This window comes from Coprococcus sp. TF11-13 (assembly GCF_003481085.1).
Taxonomy (GTDB): Bacteria; Bacillota; Clostridia; order Lachnospirales; family Lachnospiraceae; genus Coprococcus; species Coprococcus aceti.
On sequence record NZ_QUKK01000006.1, the window covers coordinates 111,140 to 131,419 of the forward strand.

The 20,280-nt window shown below is 45.3% G+C and carries 14 protein-coding genes; all 14 read right to left on the reverse strand.

Features of this window, described 5'->3' with window-relative positions; all coding sequences use genetic code 11:
* Positions 1 to 38 precede the first annotated feature (38 nt).
* A complete protein-coding gene (proC, locus tag DXD11_RS10765) occupies positions 39 to 821 on the reverse strand; it encodes a pyrroline-5-carboxylate reductase (protein ID WP_055145057.1) in 783 nt (260 codons plus the stop codon).
* A 52-nt stretch (positions 822 to 873) separates the two neighbouring features.
* Positions 874 to 1,041 carry a hypothetical protein gene (locus DXD11_RS14240; RefSeq protein WP_158547596.1) on the reverse strand — a complete coding sequence of 56 codons (168 nt, stop codon included), beginning with the start codon at positions 1,039 to 1,041 and terminating at the stop codon, positions 874 to 876.
* Between the two features lie 36 nt (positions 1,042 to 1,077).
* The gene (locus tag DXD11_RS10770) at positions 1,078 to 2,520 is read right to left on the reverse strand and encodes a DHHW family protein (RefSeq protein WP_055272150.1); all 1,443 of its coding nucleotides are present in this window, start codon (positions 2,518 to 2,520) and stop codon (positions 1,078 to 1,080) included.
* Between the two features lie 12 nt (positions 2,521 to 2,532).
* Positions 2,533 to 3,963 carry an MBOAT family O-acyltransferase gene (locus DXD11_RS10775; protein ID WP_117550149.1) on the reverse strand — a complete coding sequence of 477 codons (1,431 nt, stop codon included), beginning with the start codon at positions 3,961 to 3,963 and terminating at the stop codon, positions 2,533 to 2,535.
* 97 nt (positions 3,964 to 4,060) lie between these two features.
* Positions 4,061 to 7,858 (reverse strand): EAL domain-containing protein, encoded by a 3,798-nt coding sequence (locus tag DXD11_RS10780; RefSeq protein WP_118758370.1) that lies wholly within the window; start codon positions 7,856 to 7,858, stop codon positions 4,061 to 4,063.
* Positions 7,859 to 8,084: 226 nt separating this feature from the next.
* Positions 8,085 to 9,185 (reverse strand): UDP-galactopyranose mutase, encoded by a 1,101-nt coding sequence (glf, locus tag DXD11_RS10785; RefSeq protein ID WP_015534596.1) that lies wholly within the window; start codon positions 9,183 to 9,185, stop codon positions 8,085 to 8,087.
* A gap of 5 nt (positions 9,186 to 9,190) precedes the next feature.
* The gene (locus DXD11_RS10790; RefSeq protein ID WP_118758371.1) at positions 9,191 to 11,761 is read right to left on the reverse strand and encodes a polysaccharide pyruvyl transferase family protein; all 2,571 of its coding nucleotides are present in this window, start codon (positions 11,759 to 11,761) and stop codon (positions 9,191 to 9,193) included.
* A gap of 28 nt (positions 11,762 to 11,789) precedes the next feature.
* Entirely contained in the window at positions 11,790 to 13,622 is a 1,833-nt protein-coding gene (locus tag DXD11_RS10795; RefSeq protein WP_118758372.1) for a glycosyltransferase family 2 protein, read from the reverse strand.
* A gap of 48 nt (positions 13,623 to 13,670) precedes the next feature.
* The gene (locus DXD11_RS10800) at positions 13,671 to 14,531 is read right to left on the reverse strand and encodes an ABC transporter ATP-binding protein (protein WP_330426635.1); all 861 of its coding nucleotides are present in this window, start codon (positions 14,529 to 14,531) and stop codon (positions 13,671 to 13,673) included.
* A gap of 12 nt (positions 14,532 to 14,543) precedes the next feature.
* Complete coding sequence (locus DXD11_RS10805; protein ID WP_015534593.1) at positions 14,544 to 15,332, reverse strand: ABC transporter permease; 789 nt, start codon at positions 15,330 to 15,332, stop codon at positions 14,544 to 14,546.
* A 25-nt stretch (positions 15,333 to 15,357) separates the two neighbouring features.
* The gene (locus tag DXD11_RS10810; RefSeq protein ID WP_118758373.1) at positions 15,358 to 16,389 is read right to left on the reverse strand and encodes a glycosyltransferase family 2 protein; all 1,032 of its coding nucleotides are present in this window, start codon (positions 16,387 to 16,389) and stop codon (positions 15,358 to 15,360) included.
* Positions 16,386 to 17,171 carry a glycosyltransferase family A protein gene (locus tag DXD11_RS10815; protein WP_242859110.1) on the reverse strand — a complete coding sequence of 262 codons (786 nt, stop codon included), beginning with the start codon at positions 17,169 to 17,171 and terminating at the stop codon, positions 16,386 to 16,388. Before DXD11_RS10815 ends, DXD11_RS10810 begins: the two co-directional genes overlap by 4 nt.
* A 199-nt stretch (positions 17,172 to 17,370) precedes the next feature.
* Positions 17,371 to 18,387 carry a UDP-glucose 4-epimerase GalE gene (galE, locus tag DXD11_RS10820; protein ID WP_118758374.1) on the reverse strand — a complete coding sequence of 339 codons (1,017 nt, stop codon included), beginning with the start codon at positions 18,385 to 18,387 and terminating at the stop codon, positions 17,371 to 17,373.
* A gap of 254 nt (positions 18,388 to 18,641) precedes the next feature.
* Positions 18,642 to 20,150 carry a UDP-glucose--hexose-1-phosphate uridylyltransferase gene (galT, locus tag DXD11_RS10825; RefSeq protein ID WP_118758375.1) on the reverse strand — a complete coding sequence of 503 codons (1,509 nt, stop codon included), beginning with the start codon at positions 20,148 to 20,150 and terminating at the stop codon, positions 18,642 to 18,644.
* Positions 20,151 to 20,280: the final 130 nt, after the last annotated feature.

The following is a 20,280-nucleotide window of genomic DNA, read 5'->3' on the forward strand; positions in this document are numbered from 1 at the left end:
CTGTATGATATTTCAATCATACAGGGGATTTGCCGTTATTACTTATTCATGATCGCATCTATAGACTTAATGCATGCACTCCTGAGGCCTGACTCCTCGAGGGATGCAACACCGCATATGGTTGTTCCCGCAGGGGAACATACATTGTCCTTCAACACGCCGGGATGCTCCCCTGTCTCTAGCTGAAGTTTTGCTGAACCAAGTATCATCTGTGATATGAGTCTGTACGCAGTCTGTCTAGGCACACCATACTTAACCGCTGCATCCGCATATCCCTCTATGAACAGATCCACAAATGCAGGACCACAGCCGGTTACTGCGCCTCCTATTCCCATGAGATTCGATGGAAGCTCCTCCACAATTCCCACAGCCGCGAACAGCTCTTTGATTTGTGCCCTTTCTTCCTCCTCAAGGGAATTCTGTGCTTCAAAGAGCATAACTCCCTCATATACCATTGCCGGAGTATTCGGCATCACAAACTGCACTCTCACCGAACTGTCAAAATACTCACTGTACTTCTTAAAATCCCAGCCAGCTGCCACCGACACAAGAGCCTTGCCGTGAAGTCTCTCTCCTATCTCAACGAGAACGTCATTGATCTGATAAGGCTTGCATGCCATGATGACCGTATCCACGGCATCCACCAGCTCTGCAAGTGTCTTACACGGGGTAAATCCATACTTCTCTGAGTTCTTCACCAGCTTGTCATAGTGTGGTGCATATGCATATACACTCTCAGCCGCTATCTTCCCTGAATTCACAAATCCTGCACAGAGTGCCTGTGCCATATTACCCATGCCTATGAAACCTAACCTCTCCATGATACATTCTCCTTCTTTCAAGCCTTTATATATTTTGTCTTTTATATCTGTCTTACTCAGCCATCCGGCGAAGCTTCTTTGCACGCTTCTCCTGATAGAGAAGTCTGTCGACAGTTGCAAGCGCCTGGAACACGTCCACATCCTTGTCATTATCTATGGTGCAGAACATGAACAATCCTCTGGTACCTTCAGAAGCAGTCTCCATATATCTGTTGACCATCTCCGGGCATCTGTCTGCAAATCCTCCGATTATGCCCTAGTGCAGCAGACTGCTTATAGTAGCCGCCACATCTTTATCTCCTATGAGAGATATGTTATTTATACAGATAAAATCATTGACCTTTTTGCTCTTCACAAAGTCAAGGATGTTTACCTGTGAATATCTGTAATCTATGATATATATTTTGGAGTAGTGATCCACAAGAAATGGAATAAATGCATTTCCGTAGGACTCCTTCATTACTACACACGATGAACCGTCTGTCACCTTCGGGTTCTCTATCACTGCCATCGGCGTGTCACCGCCCACAAATGTAGAATACATGGTTCCCTTATCCCATCCATTTACATCCATTATGACATTCCACTTCTGCTCCGAGCCATCCTCGTTCCAGTAGGTCATGTCATTTGTTCCTATCGGTTCGTAGGCGTATATCGTATCAGGATTATTCTTCATGTCAGAGTTCTGCAGGGTGCTGTAGAAGCTTCCGAGGAATCCCTTGAAGGTATCCGTCTTCCTCTTGTCACGTGGAATGGCCGTTATGCCCTTCGTCTTGCAGAAATCCTCATACGCATAGTACGCGCCATCCGCGGTCCAGTGGTGATCTGTCCTGAAGAATATATATTCATCCTTATGCGCCTTTAACGTGTCAAATATATCGACCGTCTTCACGCCATTCATCATGCCATAGTAATACTCTATCGCCTGTTTCTGATCGGAACCGCCAAGCTTATCCAGCTCGTCATCCGATAGCAGGACACCTGAATTGTTCGGCACAAGAATATCGTACACATTTGTCTGGCCCGAGAGCTGTGCCGCTGCATTGTTGATAGCATCTATATATTCTGTTGCGGAGTCCTGAACGAAATAGTACAGGCTGTACGCAGAACCATCCTTCACATACAGGTTGTCCTGAAGCTGCTTCTGGAACGCATTGTCCATAGCCTTTGAATCTGGTGGATCGACCGTCTGGACCGAACCGCTCTCAGTTGTCGCATCCTGCTTGTTCTTCGATGTCAGACTCGCAGGAAGTCCTATCTCAGGATCCTCTGTCGTAACCTCCGTGGTACTCTCAGTTGTCGCCTTGCCTGCATCATCAGGAGTGGCGGTCACCGCACTCTTGTCCACCTCAGGTATCTCATCGCCCTTGGCATTTCCTCCAACAACCTGCGTTCCGAGCTGTATTCCGTACAGCTTCTTAAGGCTCTGGTCAGCCGACACAAGCTTATCCCTCATAGGGTATGTGTCAGAATACCACAGTGACACGTCCTCGAAGTATGATCCGTCGAGGAATGACGTTATGGTGAATGACGGAAACTTTGCAAGTGTCCTCTTCTCCATCGTGGATTTCTTAGGTCTGACAAAAAACAGCAGACCGATAAATGCTCCTATCGCCATGACTGCGGCAAATATAAGAACACCCAGAGTTCTGAATTTCTTTAATTGTTGTCTCTGACTTCTGGTATATCTTCTCTTCATAAAAATCACCCATTAAAACTGGAAATACAGGAAAGGATTATAGCTTGCACCCACAAGCGCCAGCACTGAGATCACGAGCATAAGTACCGGTGTTATCATCTCAGTTACATTGAACACGTTGAATACAAGTGGGTTGACCTTTCCAACTTCTATAGCCCATTTTCTGAGTCTCTTGCCCAGATCCGTACACGCAATACATGCAAATATCAGGAAGAATATGTTCTTCACAAATATTGTTCCAAGTGCCATATTTGCAAATCCCGATGTTCCTATTCCAAACATTCCCGCAAGCACTGTTCCAAGCTCACGAAGGCTCTCAAATCTGAATATGGTCCATCCGAACAGGATAACGAGCAGCGTATATATTCTGGATGCCACAGGGCCGAGTCTTCCGCCCAGATAAAACTTCTCCAGAAGGAGGAAGCCCAGATAATAAATTCCCCAGAATATATAATTCCAGCTTGCTCCGTGCCACATTCCCGTGAGAAACCACACGATAGCCATGTTGCGGATGTACTTCGCTGTGCTGCATCTGTTGCCGCCAAGCGGTATATATACGTAATCCCTGAAGAATGAGCTGAGTGATATGTGCCATCTCCTCCAGAAATTATTTACCGATGTAGCCATATATGGGTAGTTAAAGTTCTCATCATAGTGAAAACCTACCATCCTTCCCATTCCGATGGCCATGTCTGAGTATGCTGAGAAATCAAGGTATATCTGAAGCATATACGCTATCATTCCAAGCCACATTTCAAGTGTCGTCTGAGCCTTGAGGCTCGCCACTCCCGCCGGGAGCAGGGTGTCGGCTATGCTGGCACAGGAATTGGCCAGTATCGCCTTCTTTGCCAGTCCGACTGAAAATCTTCTCAGTCCCATGTATATGTCGTTCGCTGTTATCTTCCTGTTGTCTATCTGATCAGCAACGGTCTCATATCTGACGATAGGTCCCGCTATACACTGATGGAACAGACTTGAATACAGAAGGAGCTTCCAGTATTCTCTCTGTGGTCTGACTTCGTTCCTGTACACATCCACCACATATGATATGAGCTGGAATGTATAGAAAGAGATTCCTATTGGGAGAGCTATTCCAGGCACGGTCTTCGGCACGCCGAACACTGCCTTTATGTTGCCGAGGAAAAATCCCAGATACTTGAATATCGCAAGACAGCCAAGCATTATCACAAGGTCACACACAAGATAAAACTTCTCAGATCTCTTGGTATATCCGGCACGTGCCTCATCTATGCGAATGGCAAACAGCCAGCTCACCAGAGTCTCTCCCGCCAGGAGCAGAAGATATCTCGGGCCTCCCCAGGCATAGAACACCAGTGAAAATATCAGCAATACATTATTGCGTTTCTCAGGGCTCACCGCAAAATATGCTATCAGGTTTGCAGTGAGAAAAACAAACAAAAATATTAAACTCGAAAAAACCATAAATATTCTCCCATCATGTCAATCGGCTGTATTATACTTCACAACAGTCAACAACACAATATTAATAATGATTAACTGTACGCTTCGGAATAGGCGCCTACAGATCGGTCATCTGCACTTCCCTGTTCTTTGATATTCCGTTCACCATGAAGCTCACTCTGCCGTTACCGATCACGATATTTTTCTCCTCTGCACCTATATCAGTTCCCACACTGTTGATCACCTGTGTGTTGATATCCGAGTTGGAAAATTCCAGTCTGGCGGTGTGGGTGCTGTTACCCATGGCGTAGGCATCCTTGCCCTGTGCCACCACCTTGATGTAAGCGTACTGTATGCTGACGTCCGTATCGCCCTCACGGCAGCCTATACCATAACATTCATTTGCCCTGATGTTCATGGTAATATTGATATTCTTCATGGCAACCCTGCAGGACTTTCCATTCAGGGTTCCTATGACTGCTGTCGAGATGGATGCCCCGGATATCTTGCCGGATATATTGTCAATAGCTATATCCGCGATTCCGTTATATGAGCCTATGGATACACTTCTGGCGATTCCATTGTATATCTCCATGTCGCAGTTCTCTATGTGAAGAGTGCAGTCGCTGTCCATGCAGCCTATCATCACACCCTCCTGACCTCTCTGATCTATCTCGTATCGTCCGTGTCTAATATATATATTACCGCCAAGGCCGGATCCTATTCCAATGCCCCTCATTCCGGTGGCCGTTATGGACAGCGTTCCATCCTGATTGAAATACAGATCTCCGTGTCTCGACGCAAAATCGTTTCCTATTCCAAAGTATCTGCCACCCGCAAGTGTGATCCTCAGATCTCCATCTCCGGCAAGCTCAAGCTTTGACGACTCGGCTACCTGTATACCGCCTGTGCGCAGCTCATTGTCCCCGGTGAGGACTATCCTGACATCGCAGTTGTCTTCTATCTTTATACAAGGTATGCCCTTCTCTCCTCCAAGGCTTATGCTGTCCACCCTGAGCTCGCCTCTGAAGCCGTCTCCTATGGTTATCAGCATGTTGGACTTGAAGCCCGGTGTACCTGTCATGTTGACGTACCTGTACTGGTCATCTATCTTCTTGAAATCAAGCGCCGTATATTTGTTAAATGCAAGCTGAACCATCGATATCTCGTCTTCATCGGTTATGACATAGGTCTTCTTGCCATACTTTGTGATCTCGTTCTGATTGTACTGGACTATCTCGTTTATGATCCTCTTATCTATCTCGGCAATCGCCTCCGGTGAAGGCTTCGCCGTGTAGTAACCCTGAATGAGATCTGCGCCAAGTCTGATGACCTCCTTGAGTTCAACATCCAGCTCAACGCCCTCCGCCAGAGTGACGATATCATTGTCATGCGCAAATTCTATAATATCCTTAACAAAATGCTGCTTCTGCGGATCCTCATGTATATTTGTCATGAGCATCCTGTCTATCTTCACGTAACGCGGCATATATCTGAGAAGATTGTTGACATTTGAATAACCTGAGCCATAGTCATCTATGGCGGTCTCTATGTTCATCCTGCCGTACTTGTCCTTTATCTGATCCAGTAGCTGGTCGCTCATCTCAGCCTCCTCGGTGAATTCCACGACCACCTGTCCACCAAATTCCCTGAGTTTGCTCTCTATGACAGCGGTGTCCTCCTCCGACAGCCTGCAGCCCGGTATACTGTTAAAGAATATCTTTCTGCCCTCAAGTTCCTCTCGCTTGTCCTCAACGAGTCTCAACACATTGATAAATGTGGCTCTCTCCACATCGCTCAGACGTCCAAGTCTCTCAGCACTCTGTATTATGTCAAGAGGAGACATGTACTGTTCTCCTGCCGATCTCATGAGCACCTCATAGGCATAGATCTGACCTGTGCGGGCATTAACTATAGGCTGGAAATGATATGTGAGCAGATTCCTGTCAAGAATCTCCGTGGCAAGCTTGTCCTTCTCTATATCCTCCTGTGACAGCTCTGCATTTCTCGTGCTCTCAATGTACGCCTTCATCTTGGCATTGTTCTTGTTGCTTATGAGTGCGTTCACATAGTTGTCCAGAGCCTCCGCATTCGCAACCATCTGTCTGTCCACCGCATAGCATATCTCCATGACAAAATTTTCGCCATTTGTCCTGTTAAACTCCCTGGTACGGCTCTCCACACTCTTAACTATGGCGTCTGCGTGATCCTCCGCATCTCCCATCACCTGATATGCCACGATGAACTCATCGTTACACATTCTCATACATACGTCTGATTTCTCAAGGGATGCCGAGATCATTCTGGCAAGTGCCTGTATGGCCTCGTCCCCGACCTTTCTGCCGAGACTTGCATTTATCTGTCCCAGTCCCTTTATATCTATAGCCAGCAGCTCAATGCTCCTGCCATGTGCAACGGCATCGTTACACATATCCCTGCACCTCGCCATAAATCCGTTATAATTGTACACTCCGGTCAGATCATCACGGATCTGCGATGCATTGACCTTGTCCAGAAGCTTCTGAAGACTCGCCTGTCTGTAGAACGCCTCCATGCCCTGCATGATCTGCTTGATCCATGTGCTATATGAAATATCGTACGCCCTGCACTCGCTTCCATAGCTCACAACCGCATATCCAAAACATCTGTCGTCGAAATTGAGTGGAGTGAATATGTAAGCCTCAGGTCTGTCCCTGTCTGCATCCAGCTCAGGTATCAGTCTGGACACGTCAAAACAGTCATCGAAATCTATCGCACCGTCTCCATCACCGCAGCTTCTGATGACCCTGTATATATTCTTCGTGTATCCGACTCTCAGTGCATTTGACCCCATCATGACCTCAGGAAACTTCCAATATTCATTCAGGCAGAGACTGAAACTGCTCATGTTGCCATCCGTGTGGGCATACTGGAATATGGTATTGTAGAATTCCCTGTAATCTCTCTGGGATAACAGATCCTCCATCATATGGTTATAGTATGAACCATAGCTTCCCGGCTGAGTGTTCATATTCCATGCCGTCACGTCTCTCTTTCCCGGCTTCTCCGTACAATGCTCACATCCACAGCTTTTTCCCCAGTGTATAGACGCACTGCTCCTATAGTTCTCCAGAGATCTTCCGTTTATCTCTGCGTCTATCCATTTTGCGGCGTACTCGCCGTCAACCTTTGCAGGTATATCAACCGATGTCAGCGGTATGACTCTGTCATCGTTCGTCTCCGCAGCGTCATATCCCGTTATCGCTATATCCTCAGGGACCTTAACGCCTCTCTGTTCCAGCTCAGCCGCCAGCCCCAGTGCCATGTGATCACTGGCACACACCACAGCCTGTGGAAGTCTGTCTCTGTTCTCTGTTATCCCCATTGCGGTCTGGCGTCCTGAGTCAAACCAGTTATTGCCATAGTAGACCGACGATTCATCCACAGCGATACCATGACTCTTCATGCTGTCAAAGAATCCCTGCTTCTTCAGCTCGGAATTGGCATTATTCTCCCAGCCATCAAGCAGCACTATATCACGGTATCCGTGCTCTTCTATGAGATGATCCGTAAGCCCGCATATATTCTTTCTGTGATCAATATTTATGGATTTATATCCTTCTATCTCGTCGCCGACTATCAGTACCGGACCATCAAACTCATGCTCCACACGCCACCGGAGTCCCTCCTCTGTTCCCGGCGTCCTGATCCTGTCAGTACATATGACCACCGCATCATATTTGTCAAATTCTATCAGGTTGAATATGTTGGCGTCCCCCACTTCTCTGCTAGCTGTATCCTGATACTTCAGATACATTGAGAACACGCACACATCATAATCAAGCTGAAATGCCTTCTCAAAAAACCCCGAGAGGAATCTACCCTGGGTGTACTCATCAGCCTGGGCTGTCAGTACCGCAATCCTCTTCCTTGTCATAACATATACACCCTTTACCCTTTTATTTTTACCCCCTGGGCACCATATCCACCAAATAACATGCCCATAATTAGTATAATTCTATCACGTTCTGTCGAAAGTGTATATCTTTTTTATTTTGCCGTATCACCCATGCTTCCGGCACGCCAAAAGGACGCATATACGGAAAATCTGTATTCCGGTATGCGTCCCTTTGTATGGCTTTATAATATGCTCTATCTCACGATTAGAACTCTGCCTCAACACACTCAAGTGCTGCTGCGATTACCTTGTCCATATCATAATACTTGTACTGTCCAAGTCTTCCGCCGAATATTACATCCTTGCGTGTCTCTGCAAGCTCCTTGTACTTCTCGTAAAGCGCATTGTTCTTGTCGTTGTTTACAGGGTAGTATGGCTCTACGCCCGGCTTCCACTCTGCTGAATACTCACGGCTGATAACTGTCTTTGGCTGCTTTCCAAACTCAAAGTGCTTGTGCTCGATTATTCTTGTGTATGGAACATCTCTGTGTGTGTAGTTCACAACAGCATTTCCCTGGTAGTTCTCCTCATCGAGTACCTCTGTCTCGAATCTTACTGAACGGTACTCAAGTGGTCCGTACTGGAATCCGAAGAACTCATCGATCATACCTGTGTATACAGTCTTGTCTGCGATGTCAGGATTCTCCTTGATAAAATCGAAGTAATCTGTGTCAGTCTTGACCTCAGCGCCCTCAAGCATCTTCTCAATGATCTGTGTGTATCCGCCCATTGGGATTCCCTGGAAACGGTCATTGAAGTAGTTGTTGTCGTATATGAATCTCAGAGGCAGTCTCTTGATAATGAATGCAGGAAGCTCTGTACATGGTCTTCCCCACTGCTTCTCTGTGTATCCCTTGACAAGCTTCTCATACACATCTGTACCGGCAAGCTTGAGTGCCTGCTCCTCAAGGTTCTTTGGCTCTCCAATGTTCAGATCTGCGATCTGCTTCTCGATGATTGCCTTTGCCTCTGAAGGCTTCTTGATTCCCCACATCTTGCTGAATGTGTTCATGTTGAATGGAAGGTTGTACAGCTCATCCTTGTATGAAGCTACAGGTGAGTTAATGTAGTTGTTGAACTCTGCAAACTGGTTTACATACTCCCAGATCTTCTTGTCAGATGTGTGGAATATATGTGCGCCATACTTGTGAACGTTTATACCCTCCACCTGCTCTGTGTAAATGTTGCCGGCAATATGTGGACGCTTGTCTATAACCAGACAGCTCTTGCCTCTCTTGCCTGCCTCGTATGCAAATACTGCGCCGAATAATCCGGCTCCTACTATGAGGTAATCATACTTTGCCATGTTACTTAATCCTCCTTATCTTCCGCCAATCTCTTATCTATAATTGGATATGCTCTATAACCCTCAAACTCCTTAGGTCTGAACAATACTTCCTTAAGCCATGCAAGGGATCTCTCCCTCTCTGACATAAGTATCTTATTGACATTGTCGTAATCCACAGGCTTCAACAGCTCATCATTTCCAAGAATGTCTGCCGCATCCTGAACGTAATGATCTCTCACCTGGAATACATCCACGAGGGATTCAAATCTTGTCATTCCTCTTGCACTGTTTGCAAGTCCGATAAAGTTTGTCTCAAATACAAGTGAGAAGCTTATTCCGTGGCATGAATCAGTGAGAACGAAATCTGCATTTCTGAAATAGTTCAGCCAGTCCTCGACTGTTATGTCGTCGACGATCTTGTCGTCCATATCCATGATCTGACGGTTCTTCACCGGGTCCTTTGGACGTCCGTCCAGAAGAACAACTACCTCAAGGCCGAGCTTCTCTGAAACCTCAACCACTGCGGCTCTCTTCTCCGGAGTTGGATCAAGTATATATGCAAGCATATATTTGCCATCGTGCTTCTTCTTTGCCTTGTCTGCCAGTGAATCGAATACCTTTCTGTCTGCAACAAATACAGGATCGAGAACTCTCACCGCATCTATTCCATACACATCCTTACAGATCTCAACTCCACTGGTCTCTCTGATGGATATTCCATCAAACTGTCTCATGTATTCAGATATCGTCTCCCTGTCCTGTACATTGCAGAAATCCCTGTCATGTCCAAATGATGCAGAGAATGCGATCTTCTTCTTATCCGGCTCAACAAAATCGAAATAGAATGAGAAGCCGAAGCCTCTGCTTATACCTCTGTTCCACACCTGATCTGATCCCATGATGAATGTATCGACCTTGGAATTGAGCTCTCTCATATCCTTCAGTGTGTATCTCTTGCTCTCATGGTAATGTGCCTTTGCAAATCTTCTCGCATGGGTGTCAGGCTTGCCGGCTCCGGTCTTGGCTGCAGGCATGTCTATCATGAGCACTGACAGACCAAATGATCTGATGATCTCGTGAAGTGCGTAATAGGTAGCAACACTTCCGTAGTTTGCACCGAACCACACGCCATATATACCTACATCGTACTTGTCCTTTATGGCATAATCGTATGCCTTCTCCATGGATGAGCCATTCTTTATCTGCTCAAAATATCTCTGTCTGGCAGGATGATTCTTGAAGCAGTGGTCAAAAGGCTGTCCTGTCTTAAGCACATCATCACGCGGAATCTCCTTGTTCAGGAGCAGCTTGTCCGCTATGGCTGCATATATCTTCTCACCCTGTGGACTGTTGACTGACACAATGGATGTTCCCTTGCCGTCAGTGTAATCTCTGTTGTACTTCTGGATTCCCCAGAAATCTGCAAGTGTTATATCACCTGTTCTCGGAAGCTTCGCATATGCGCAGTGTCCACAGAACTTTCTCGTCGATATACAAGGAAGGAATGCTCTGTAATATGGATCCTGTGTCCTTGTTCTGTGATAAACTGTTCCGTCAGTGTACTTTACAGTCATCTCTGTAGACCAGCCGAAGTAGTCCTTGTCTCTGAATCCAACATCAGCAACCTTGCCCTGATCCTTGCCGTGGTATTTGTTCAGATAATCATCGAACAGCTTTGGCGATGGGCCGCCGTGGCACATCAGATCTATTGTGTAGAGATTTGATATATCCACATTCTTGAGTGTTGCGTAAAGTCCTGCGACCTGACATCCGCATCCGCAGAATACTACCACTCTGCCTTCCTTGAGTATCTTCTTAACGTCCGCATACACCTTCGATGCATCAGCCTGAACATACTTGGATTTTCTGAGCTTGTCCAGATCATCCGGGCTCTCTATGATAAAGTGTTCAACCTTGAAATCGTCTGTGTATCCTGCTCCACATACAGCTCCACCCTGCTCAAATGCATACTCAGCCAGCAGTGTGAATATTCCACCTGACGAACTCTTTGCCCTTATCTCATCGTCTGCATATGCCGCATAGCATGCAGGCTCGACAGTGTTCTTATACTCAAGATTTATAGATGGACAGATCTTTCTGCACAAACCGCAGTTTGTACATTTGCTGCGATCCACTACAGGAGCAAGAAATCCCTCTGAATCATACTTCATGCTTATAGCATTTACCGGACATACACTGTAGCACGCGCCGCAGCCACAGCAGTAATCAGGATGTATGCATCCGACTGTCTTGTCGCTGTCGCGTCTCACCGCTTTCTTTCTCCACTCTACTCGCTCTTCTTCTCTCTGTCTGGCACTCTCCTGCTTCTCAAACACTTTGATCTCAGGCTCTGCTTTTTCCTTCGTGGTGAATATCTTATTCATCCTGATCTCAGCAGGCTCGACCTTTACAACAGGCTTTTTGCCGTCTCTGAGAGCGTAATCACCGCTCATCGCCCTCTGCGCCGCATTTACTCGCTGGGACGCCTTGAGCTTATCCTTTGGCTTCGAACCGTTCTTCTCTGAGGTGTAATCTCCCCCCAGTGCTCTTCCCGCAGCCGCCAAACGGTTTTTTATACCTTTAATAGTAGCCATACCCTAAAGATACTCCTTCCATATCACTTTATATATGCAGATATTCCTTCCAGAACTTAGTTGTCTTCATCTCGTCAAATGCATTTCTGTAAGCCTGCTCAACTTCCACATGTGTCTTCTTGTATTTAGCCAATACTTTTCTATATCTCTTTATAAGCGCAAAACAACGCTTTCTGTTGATCGTTCTTCTGACTCCTGTTCCACCGTTCTTGTTCACGGCAACGAGAGTCTTCTTCATGTAATTCTTTCCCGGAACAAAGAACCAGTCGTACGCGATGATATACGGTGTTCTTCTAAGCATGAAGTTTGGAAGAAGATGTCCGTTTATCGTGAGCACATACATTGCCTTGCGGAACAGATTAAGACTCTCATACTTGTATGGATCTGTAGGAAGATCCCCTGCATAGCCAAGCTCTGCCAGCGGCACAAGCTTCTCGTTCTTAGCATTGTGCTCCTTGAGGCTCTGCTCTCCGTCAAGATGCATGATATACTCTGGTCCCTTGAGGTAATCCTCAATGGAATCTATGAGCAGCTCAGCATTGTTGTATGCAAATCTGGTTATATCCTTCCAGAACATTCCCTTTACTCTCGCAAGGAAATCCACATTCTGGCATATTCCGCTTGCCGCCTGGATAACAAAACTGTTTCTGTGAACCTGGTAAAGCTCCATGGCAGCGTTGAATTTGCCTGCAAATCCCACATGCCATATACAGATACCATTTAATGCTATGAATCCCGGCTTGTTTCTCAGTGAGAACTCCACGTCATCTCCTCTTACAAATACAGGAAGTGGTAATCCTCTGTCCTCGATGTGCTCCACAGGTATACAGCAGTACCACCAGCCTGCATATGCATCATCGACATTGAAGCTGTAGTTCTCATTTGCAACTATGTTCTTGAGAAGTCTCATATCCATAGCCGACTTGACCGGACCGTATGATCCGTCTGCCTTGTGTACAAATCCCACGTCCTCATACTGCTTCTGGCGTATATCGTAATCGAACATGGCACCACTCAGGAAGCACTTCTTGTACTCGTCCTTGAGGAGTCTGAGCAGATAATATGTTCTGAACAAACTCTCTGGCATGACCATAACATCATCATCCATGAGAAGTACATGTGTAGGCTTCTTTGGAAGCTCCAGTGCCTCTATCATTCCACGGGTGAAACCACCGGCTCCACCTACGTTGTTATTCATATAAACCTTGAGATCCTCACTGTCGAGCTCTGATGGATCGAGTTCTCTGTCATTGTCAATGACATGTACGAACATGTGTCCCTTGAGGTCACTTCCATCATAGAGTACATTTGACTTGATGAGATCTATATTACGCTTGATATATTCCTGCTTCTTGAATGTTGTTGTGACAAGAGAGATATTTACATCCCTTATTCTGTCCTCCTCGATGTCAGCAGAATAGTATCCGCTGTATATCTCTGTATCTTCCAGGGTATCCATATAGAAACCTACAAGAGCCTTATCTGTCTCCGGTATGTTCACAACCACCTCTGAAACCTCATCACTCTCAACTACCTGTGATACAAGTGGATTGTAGGTAACCGCAACGGATGCTGAATATATTGCATATACGGATATTGTAGCCTTTCCCTTCATTGTGAGGTGAAGCTTGAAGTTCTTTACCCCTGTATACTCCGACCAGCGTTTTACCTGAATGCAGTTGTAATAGCTCATGAAATTAACCTTTGTGAGCTTCTCTACAACATGACATTTCTTCTCTGAGTCGTATATAAATGGTGATTCCTCTCCCTTTCCAATGGCGCTGAATTCAGGATACTCTATCAAGTTCACATCCAGATTCATCTGCAGCATCACATTCTGCAACTTCACATTCTGTAACATTATCCAATCCTCCTGTGTTGTATATCAAACATCTTGCCTGATTTCTTGTTATTTCTTGTCCTTGCTCTGGGTCTTTGCCGGTGCAGGTGCATCCATCTCGGCCTTGAATGCATCGCATACCGTATCGGCATCTCCCACCATAACTACATTTCCATGATCCAGCCACATAGCCTTGTTACACTGCTTCTTGACAGCAGCTATGTTGTGGGATACATACAGCAGGGTCGTTCCATCCTCCAGCATGGCAGTCATCTTGGCCGCACACTTCTTCTTGAATCGCATATCACCTACAGCAAGTATCTCATCCGCAATGAGAATATCCGGCTCAACCGCCGTCGCTATGGAGAATGCAAGTCTGGTCTTCATACCTGAAGAAAAGTTCTTGACCGGAGAGTCAAGGAAATCCTGCAACTCTGAAAACTCAACTATATCGTCAAACTTTGACTCTATAAATGCCTTTGAATATCCCAGCAGAGTTCCGTTGAGAAATATATTCTCACGAGCCGTGAGCTGTGGATCGATTCCGGCTCCAAGCTCTATGAGGGCTGCCACAGTTCCCGATACCTTAACAGTACCGCTGGCAGGCTTCAATATTCTGCTGACTACCTTGAGCAGGGTGGATTTTCCGGCACCATTGGTTCCAACGAAACCCCACGCCTCGCCCTTCTTTATATCAAGATTGATGTCCTTTAACGCTATGAACTCCTGGAACATCAACTGTTTTGTCACAAGTCTTATAAAATACTCTTTCAGATTGTCCACCTTCAGATTGTTCTTGTTGAATCTTATGGTCACATCCTTGAGCTCTATAATGGTCTCACCCTTTGCCACAGTTGTTGTACGCTGTGCATTTGAGGTGAAAATCTTCTTATCATCAAGTTCGTTCTTTTTCTCTTCTACGTTAGCCAACTGCCACACCTCCTAAATATACAGAATGAACTTGTCCTGATTCTTCTTGAAACACAGCACTCCCAGTCCAAAGAAAAAGAATGCATAGAGGAATCCGAGACCGATAGTAGTGAGATCAGGCATCACTCCCTGATGCGCTATGCATCTAAACTGCTTGATATATACATACAGTGGGTTGAAGTAATTCACAAGTAACTTCAACCAGTCTGGCAGCATATCTATAGGATAGAATATCGCTGAACAGTACATCCACGCTGTGGTGACCGCATTCCATATATATCTTGTATCTCTGAAGAATACATGGAGCTGTGCAAGAAAAAAGCCCAATCCGCAGGCAAATATATAGGCCTGAAGGAATATGAACGGGAACAACAGCATCGTCCAGTAAAATGGTGAACGTGTGAATATGATAACGATAAGAAACGCTCCCAGTGAAAACAGGCAGTCAACAAGTGAGCTTGTGATCTTTGCCAGCGGGAACATAAACTTTGACACATACGTTTTCTTAAGCAGTGACGAATTATCTGTTATACTTCCAAGTGCCTTACCACATGCACCTATTACAAATTCGTACAGTATACGTCCTGCAAAAAGGTACACAGGGAAGTGTGGTATCGATCTGTTGAACATCTTGGAGAATACGATAACCATTACGATCATGATGAGCAATGGGTTCAGGATACTCCACACATATCCAAGAAAACTTCTTCTATACTTTAACTTTATATCTCTTGAAACAAGCTGATTTAAAAGATCTTTATAATTAAAAACTTCTAAAAAGCTTCCGCTTTTTACTTTCATTTTTCGTTAATCCTCCATAGTAAATCTATTCAAAACTCTTATTGTGCCTTACCTTGTTGTAAAGCTTTGAATTAAGCATTTTGTTGTAGCCTTCCAGACCCACATGCGCAGCATTCAGAAGCTTAAGTATCTTATAATGCTTCAATGTCATATCAACGACGTGTCTGTCTCTCTTGACTATATAACTCATAAGCTGATCTACCCGTGCAACACCTCTCTTTCTGTCGGAATCGCATAGCATGGAAGTTACCATGAAGCTCAGCAGAAGAAGATGTATCTTCTTGTCGCAGTATTCAAGAGCCCACTGCTCCGAGATGTCCTCTCTGTTCTTGAGCATCTTTACTATGACCATCTTGGTGTGGTCGATTCTCTTGAGCTGATTCTGCGCGGATACGCTCTGGGACACATCCCCGATCCTGTACTCGTACACGAACATATCGAGTGGCAGTATGGATTTTGCCAAGCAGCATGGATATGTCGCATATTCGTGATCCTCGTAGAATACTTTTTCTGCAAGTCTGACTCCATTCTCACGGTAAAACTGTGTTCTGTATGTTATTCCATGGAATGTGAGGCTTCTGTCAAATTTTTTCCAGTCTGACATGACCTCTTCCATAGTATATTCTCTGTCGAATTCATCAGGGAAACATCTCCAGTTCTTTATCTCCCCTGTTGTTATATTGATGGTGTGGTGACATGTCAGAACAACATCCGCACTGGCATTCTCGAGCTTTCCTATAAACTCAGGAATACTCTCTGTGAGAAACCAGTCGTCGGCGTCAAGCACCTTCATGTATCTGCCCCTGGCCTTCTCAGCTCCGGCATTTATCGCTGAGCCATGTCCTCCGTTCTCCTTATTAATAAGTGAAAAGCTGTCAGGATACTTCTCAATGTACTCCTCACATATACTCTCACTGCCGTCTGTCGAGCCATCGTTTACCACTATCACGTCTATTTTGTCCATAAGCTCCGGAACAACAAGTGATCCAAGACATTTGTCAAGATATGGCTTGCTGTTGTAGGACGGAATTATCACACTTAATATTTTTTCGCTCATTTCTTCTTCCCTAACCTGTTCTCATGTATTCCCTTCATAATAAGTCTGAAGGCCTTAAACCATGATATATCACTGTCAAACTGATGTCTCTTCCTTATACTGTAATACGCTGCGTACAATACCGCCGGTACATAACCCATGATGTATCTTGTCGTATTACCTCTGTTTATGAAAAATTCTTCGTTATACCCCTTAAACCATGTTGACTTTGTCTGCGCAACATCCGCTATGACAAATGGTACGTAATATATTGCAAGTCCGTTCTTCCTGCAATCCGTGAGGAATCTGAATTCCTCTTCAGCTCCGTTGCCCGAGCCTGCACCCATGCGCTCATCAAAATATACATTATTATTGACTATGCTCTCTCTCTTGAATGATATCTGCCAGGATGCCACATGCATGAGATCCAGATATCCAAGCTTCTTAGGCATGTCGCCCCAATGGGCAGGTCTGTTGCCTATGTTGAATATGATGACATCCGCCTCTGGCAGATCTCTGTACGCAGTCAGTATCCCTTCTTCGTAATTCCTGCTGAACACCTCATCGTCATCACACAGCAGACACACATCCGCCTCGGAATGCTTTATAGCATAGTTCCTGCTCTTGGTAAGACCCTTGTCATTCACCGAAAAAATTCTTGTCTTATGTCCGTTCCTGTCATATTCATTGTACCCATCATATCCACACTGGTTGACTATGATCGTGTCGGACTCTATATGGGATTTCGTTATGATATCCTCATCCTGAAGGTTCATACACGAAAGCAGTATTTCTAGTCTCATATGTCAAACACCCATTTCTATCTGATAAAGCCCTAAAAAAGGGCATAATTAACAAAGACCGCAGAAAGCGTAGTTTACTTACTTATACAACGTCTCTTTTAAAAAGTCAATACGCAGAAAAGAGCACCGGCAAATCTACATCTGATTGTATATAGTATTTGTCGGTGCCCTGTCACTTTATGTTATTTATATTTTGGAATTAGTCATTATATCCATTTGGATTCATCGACTGCCACTTCCATGAATCAGCACACATCTCGTCGATTCCGTACTGAGCCTCCCAGCCAAGCTCCTTCTTGGCAAGTGAAGCGTCTGAGTAGCATGTTGCGATGTCGCCAGGACGTCTGTCCTTGATCACATATGGAACGTCATGTCCACATGCCTTGCTGAATGCCTTGATAACATCGAGGACGCTGTAGCCATTGCCTGTTCCAAGGTTGTATACCTTAACTCCAGGATTCTCCTTGATCTTGTTGATAGCCTTTACATGTCCAACTGCAAGGTCTACTACATGGATGTAATCTCTCACACCTGTTCCATCCGGTGTGTCGTAATCATTGCCAAATACTCCAACGCTCTGAAGCTTTCCAATTGCAACCTGTGCAACATATGGAAGAAGGTTGTTAGGAATACCCTTTGGATCTTCTCCGATAAGTCCGCTCTTGTGAGCTCCGATCGGGTTGAAGTAACGGAGAAGTATCACGTTCCACTCTGGATCTGCTGTGTGGAGGTCTGTGAGGATCTGCTCGATCATCCACTTTGTCCAGCCATATGGGTTTGTAGGTGTTCCCTTTGGACACTCCTCTGTGATAGGGATAAATGCAGGATTGCCGTATACTGTAGCTGATGATGAGAAGATGATGTTCTTGCATCCGTTCTTTCTCATAACCTCGCACAGATTAAGAGTTCCTGTGATGTTGTTCTGATAGTACTCAAGTGGCTTTGCAACTGACTCGCCAACTGCCTTGAGTCCTGCAAAATGTATTACACAGTCAGGCTTCTCATCTGCAAATATCTTGTCCATAGCTTCCTTGTCAAGGATATCTGCCTTGTAGAATGTGAGATCCTTTCCTGCGATCTCCTTGATTCTGTCCACTGCCTTCTCGCTGGCATTGTAAAGGTTGTCGAGAATTACTACCTCGTAGCCTGCATTAAGCAATTCAACACATGTATGACTTCCTATATAACCTGCTCCGCCTGTTACTAAAATCTTCATAATGTTTTCCTCCTTTATGATACTGTGACTCATAACCATCTGCCAGACACCTGTGCTTTTTGGGGCACTATTCATGTCTTGCGCAAATGTCGATCACCAGTTTATAAACATTTTTATTTTGCAATGACGTTTTCTCCAACACTATACCACTACATCCTGTTATGCACAATGAAATGTGGCATTAATAAATATTAGTTATGGAATACGTCTGTCACAGATACACATATATTATTGCATTTTTAATGCACACTATATTACTGTGCATTCACATAATCTACGAACTTGAGGAATGCAGCCTTTCCGGCCTCATCCCTCTTGTAAACGCCTGCACACTCAAGGATCTTTGCGAATACATCGCCGATCTCATCCTGAAGGATCTTGTGTACGTTGTCCGCATTTATGTCGTACTTTCCTATGAATGTCTGTACCCAGTCGTAATGCTTTGCGATATTCTCGTGGTTCTTGATGTCTCCACCTGCCACAAGAACCTCTGCAAGCTCTTCCATCTCGCCCTTGAGTCTTGCAGGAAGCACCGCAAGTCCCATAACCTCGATGAGCCCGATGTTCTCCTTCTTGATGTTGTGATACTGCTCCCATGGATGATAAAGTCCAAGTGGGTGCTCCTCTGTGGTGATGTTGTTACGAAGGACTAAGTCCATCTCGTACTTGCCATCTCTCATTCTTGCGATCGGAGTGATCGTGTTGTGAGGCTCTCCGTCTGTCTCCGCGAATATGTACGCATCCTCATCTGTGTAGCCTCTCCATGCGCCGAGAATCTTGTCGGCAAGCTCTATGATCTTGTCTGGATCCTCTCCGTCAAGTCTAATGACTGACATAGGCCACTTCACGATTCCTGCCTCGACATCCTCATATCCTGCAAATATAATCTTTGTCTCAACAGGTGCCTTTGTCATGGCAAATGTATAACGTCCGCCCTGGAAGTGATCGTGTGTGAGGATTGAACCACCTACTATAGGAAGGTCTGCATTTGATCCCAGGAAGTAATGAGGGAACTGACCCACAAATGAGAAGAGCTTCTGGAATGTCGCCTTCTCTATCTTCATTGGGATGTGCTGTCCATTAAACACGATACAGTGCTCATTGTAATATACATAAGGAGAATACTGGAAGCCCCACTTGCTGCCATTTACCTCTATAGGGATGATCCTGTGATTCTCCCTTGCAGGATGGTTGATCCTTCCGGCATATCCCTCGTTCTCCATGCAAAGCTGACACTTTGGATATGATGACTGTGACATGGTCTTGGCAAGGGCGATCATCTTCGGATCCTTCTCGGGCTTTGAAAGGTTGATGGTGATGTCGATATCACCATACTCTGTAGGCTTTACCCACTTGATATCCCTTGCAACTCTGTATGTTCTGATGTAATCTGTAGCTCTGCTGAGCTTGTAGTAGAAGTCTGTCGCCTCCTCTGGGGACTTTGCGTACTTCTCTCTGAATGTCTTTATGATCTGGCTTGGCTTTGGAACCAACGCATTCATGATCTTCGTGTCGAACAGATCTCTGAGGACAACCGAATCCTCTGCGATAAGTCCATTCTCAACTGCATAATCCAGAATCTCCTTGAGACACTCCTCAAGTTTTTCCGGTGTATCTATAGCTGGCACCTCACCCGGCTCCTCGTAGCTGTCCTTCTTCAGCATCTCAAGGATGGTGTTGGTTGTATATATTCTGTCCTCTTCCTCTATCAGCTCATTTGCAATTCCGTACTCAACAAGCTGCTTGATATTTGTATCTATCATGATTGTAACCCTTCTTTCTACATATCCTTATATTTTTCTCGCACAGATATTTGCGAAACCCATAAACCTGTATTATGTTTGAGGTAATTTAACATTACCAAATCAGGGGAATACGAGGCCGCCGGTCCTT

Excerpts from the sequence above, each read along its gene's own strand:
- DXD11_RS10805 (WP_015534593.1), bottom strand. The coding sequence starts at position 15,332 with ATGAAAGTAAAAAGCGGAAGCTTTTTAGAAGTTTTTAATTATAAAGAT.
- galE (WP_118758374.1), bottom strand. The coding sequence starts at position 18,387 with ATGAAGATTTTAGTAACAGGCGGAGCAGGTTATATAGGAAGTCATACA.
- glf (WP_015534596.1), bottom strand. The coding sequence starts at position 9,185 with ATGGCAAAGTATGATTACCTCATAGTAGGAGCCGGATTATTCGGCGCA.
- DXD11_RS10790 (WP_118758371.1), bottom strand. The coding sequence starts at position 11,761 with ATGGCTACTATTAAAGGTATAAAAAACCGTTTGGCGGCTGCGGGAAGA.
- DXD11_RS14240 (WP_158547596.1), bottom strand. The coding sequence starts at position 1,041 with ATGGTCAACAGATATATGGAGACTGCTTCTGAAGGTACCAGAGGATTG.
- DXD11_RS10780 (WP_118758370.1), bottom strand. The coding sequence starts at position 7,858 with ATGACAAGGAAGAGGATTGCGGTACTGACAGCCCAGGCTGATGAGTAC.
- DXD11_RS10815 (WP_242859110.1), bottom strand. The coding sequence starts at position 17,171 with ATGAGACTAGAAATACTGCTTTCGTGTATGAACCTTCAGGATGAGGAT.
- proC (WP_055145057.1), bottom strand. The coding sequence starts at position 821 with ATGGAGAGGTTAGGTTTCATAGGCATGGGTAATATGGCACAGGCACTC.
- DXD11_RS10770 (WP_055272150.1), bottom strand. The coding sequence starts at position 2,520 with ATGAAGAGAAGATATACCAGAAGTCAGAGACAACAATTAAAGAAATTC.
- DXD11_RS10795 (WP_118758372.1), bottom strand. The coding sequence starts at position 13,622 with ATGTTACAGAATGTGAAGTTGCAGAATGTGATGCTGCAGATGAATCTG.
- DXD11_RS10775 (WP_117550149.1), bottom strand. The coding sequence starts at position 3,963 with ATGGTTTTTTCGAGTTTAATATTTTTGTTTGTTTTTCTCACTGCAAAC.
- galT (WP_118758375.1), bottom strand. The coding sequence starts at position 20,150 with ATGATAGATACAAATATCAAGCAGCTTGTTGAGTACGGAATTGCAAAT.
- DXD11_RS10810 (WP_118758373.1), bottom strand. The coding sequence starts at position 16,389 with ATGAGCGAAAAAATATTAAGTGTGATAATTCCGTCCTACAACAGCAAG.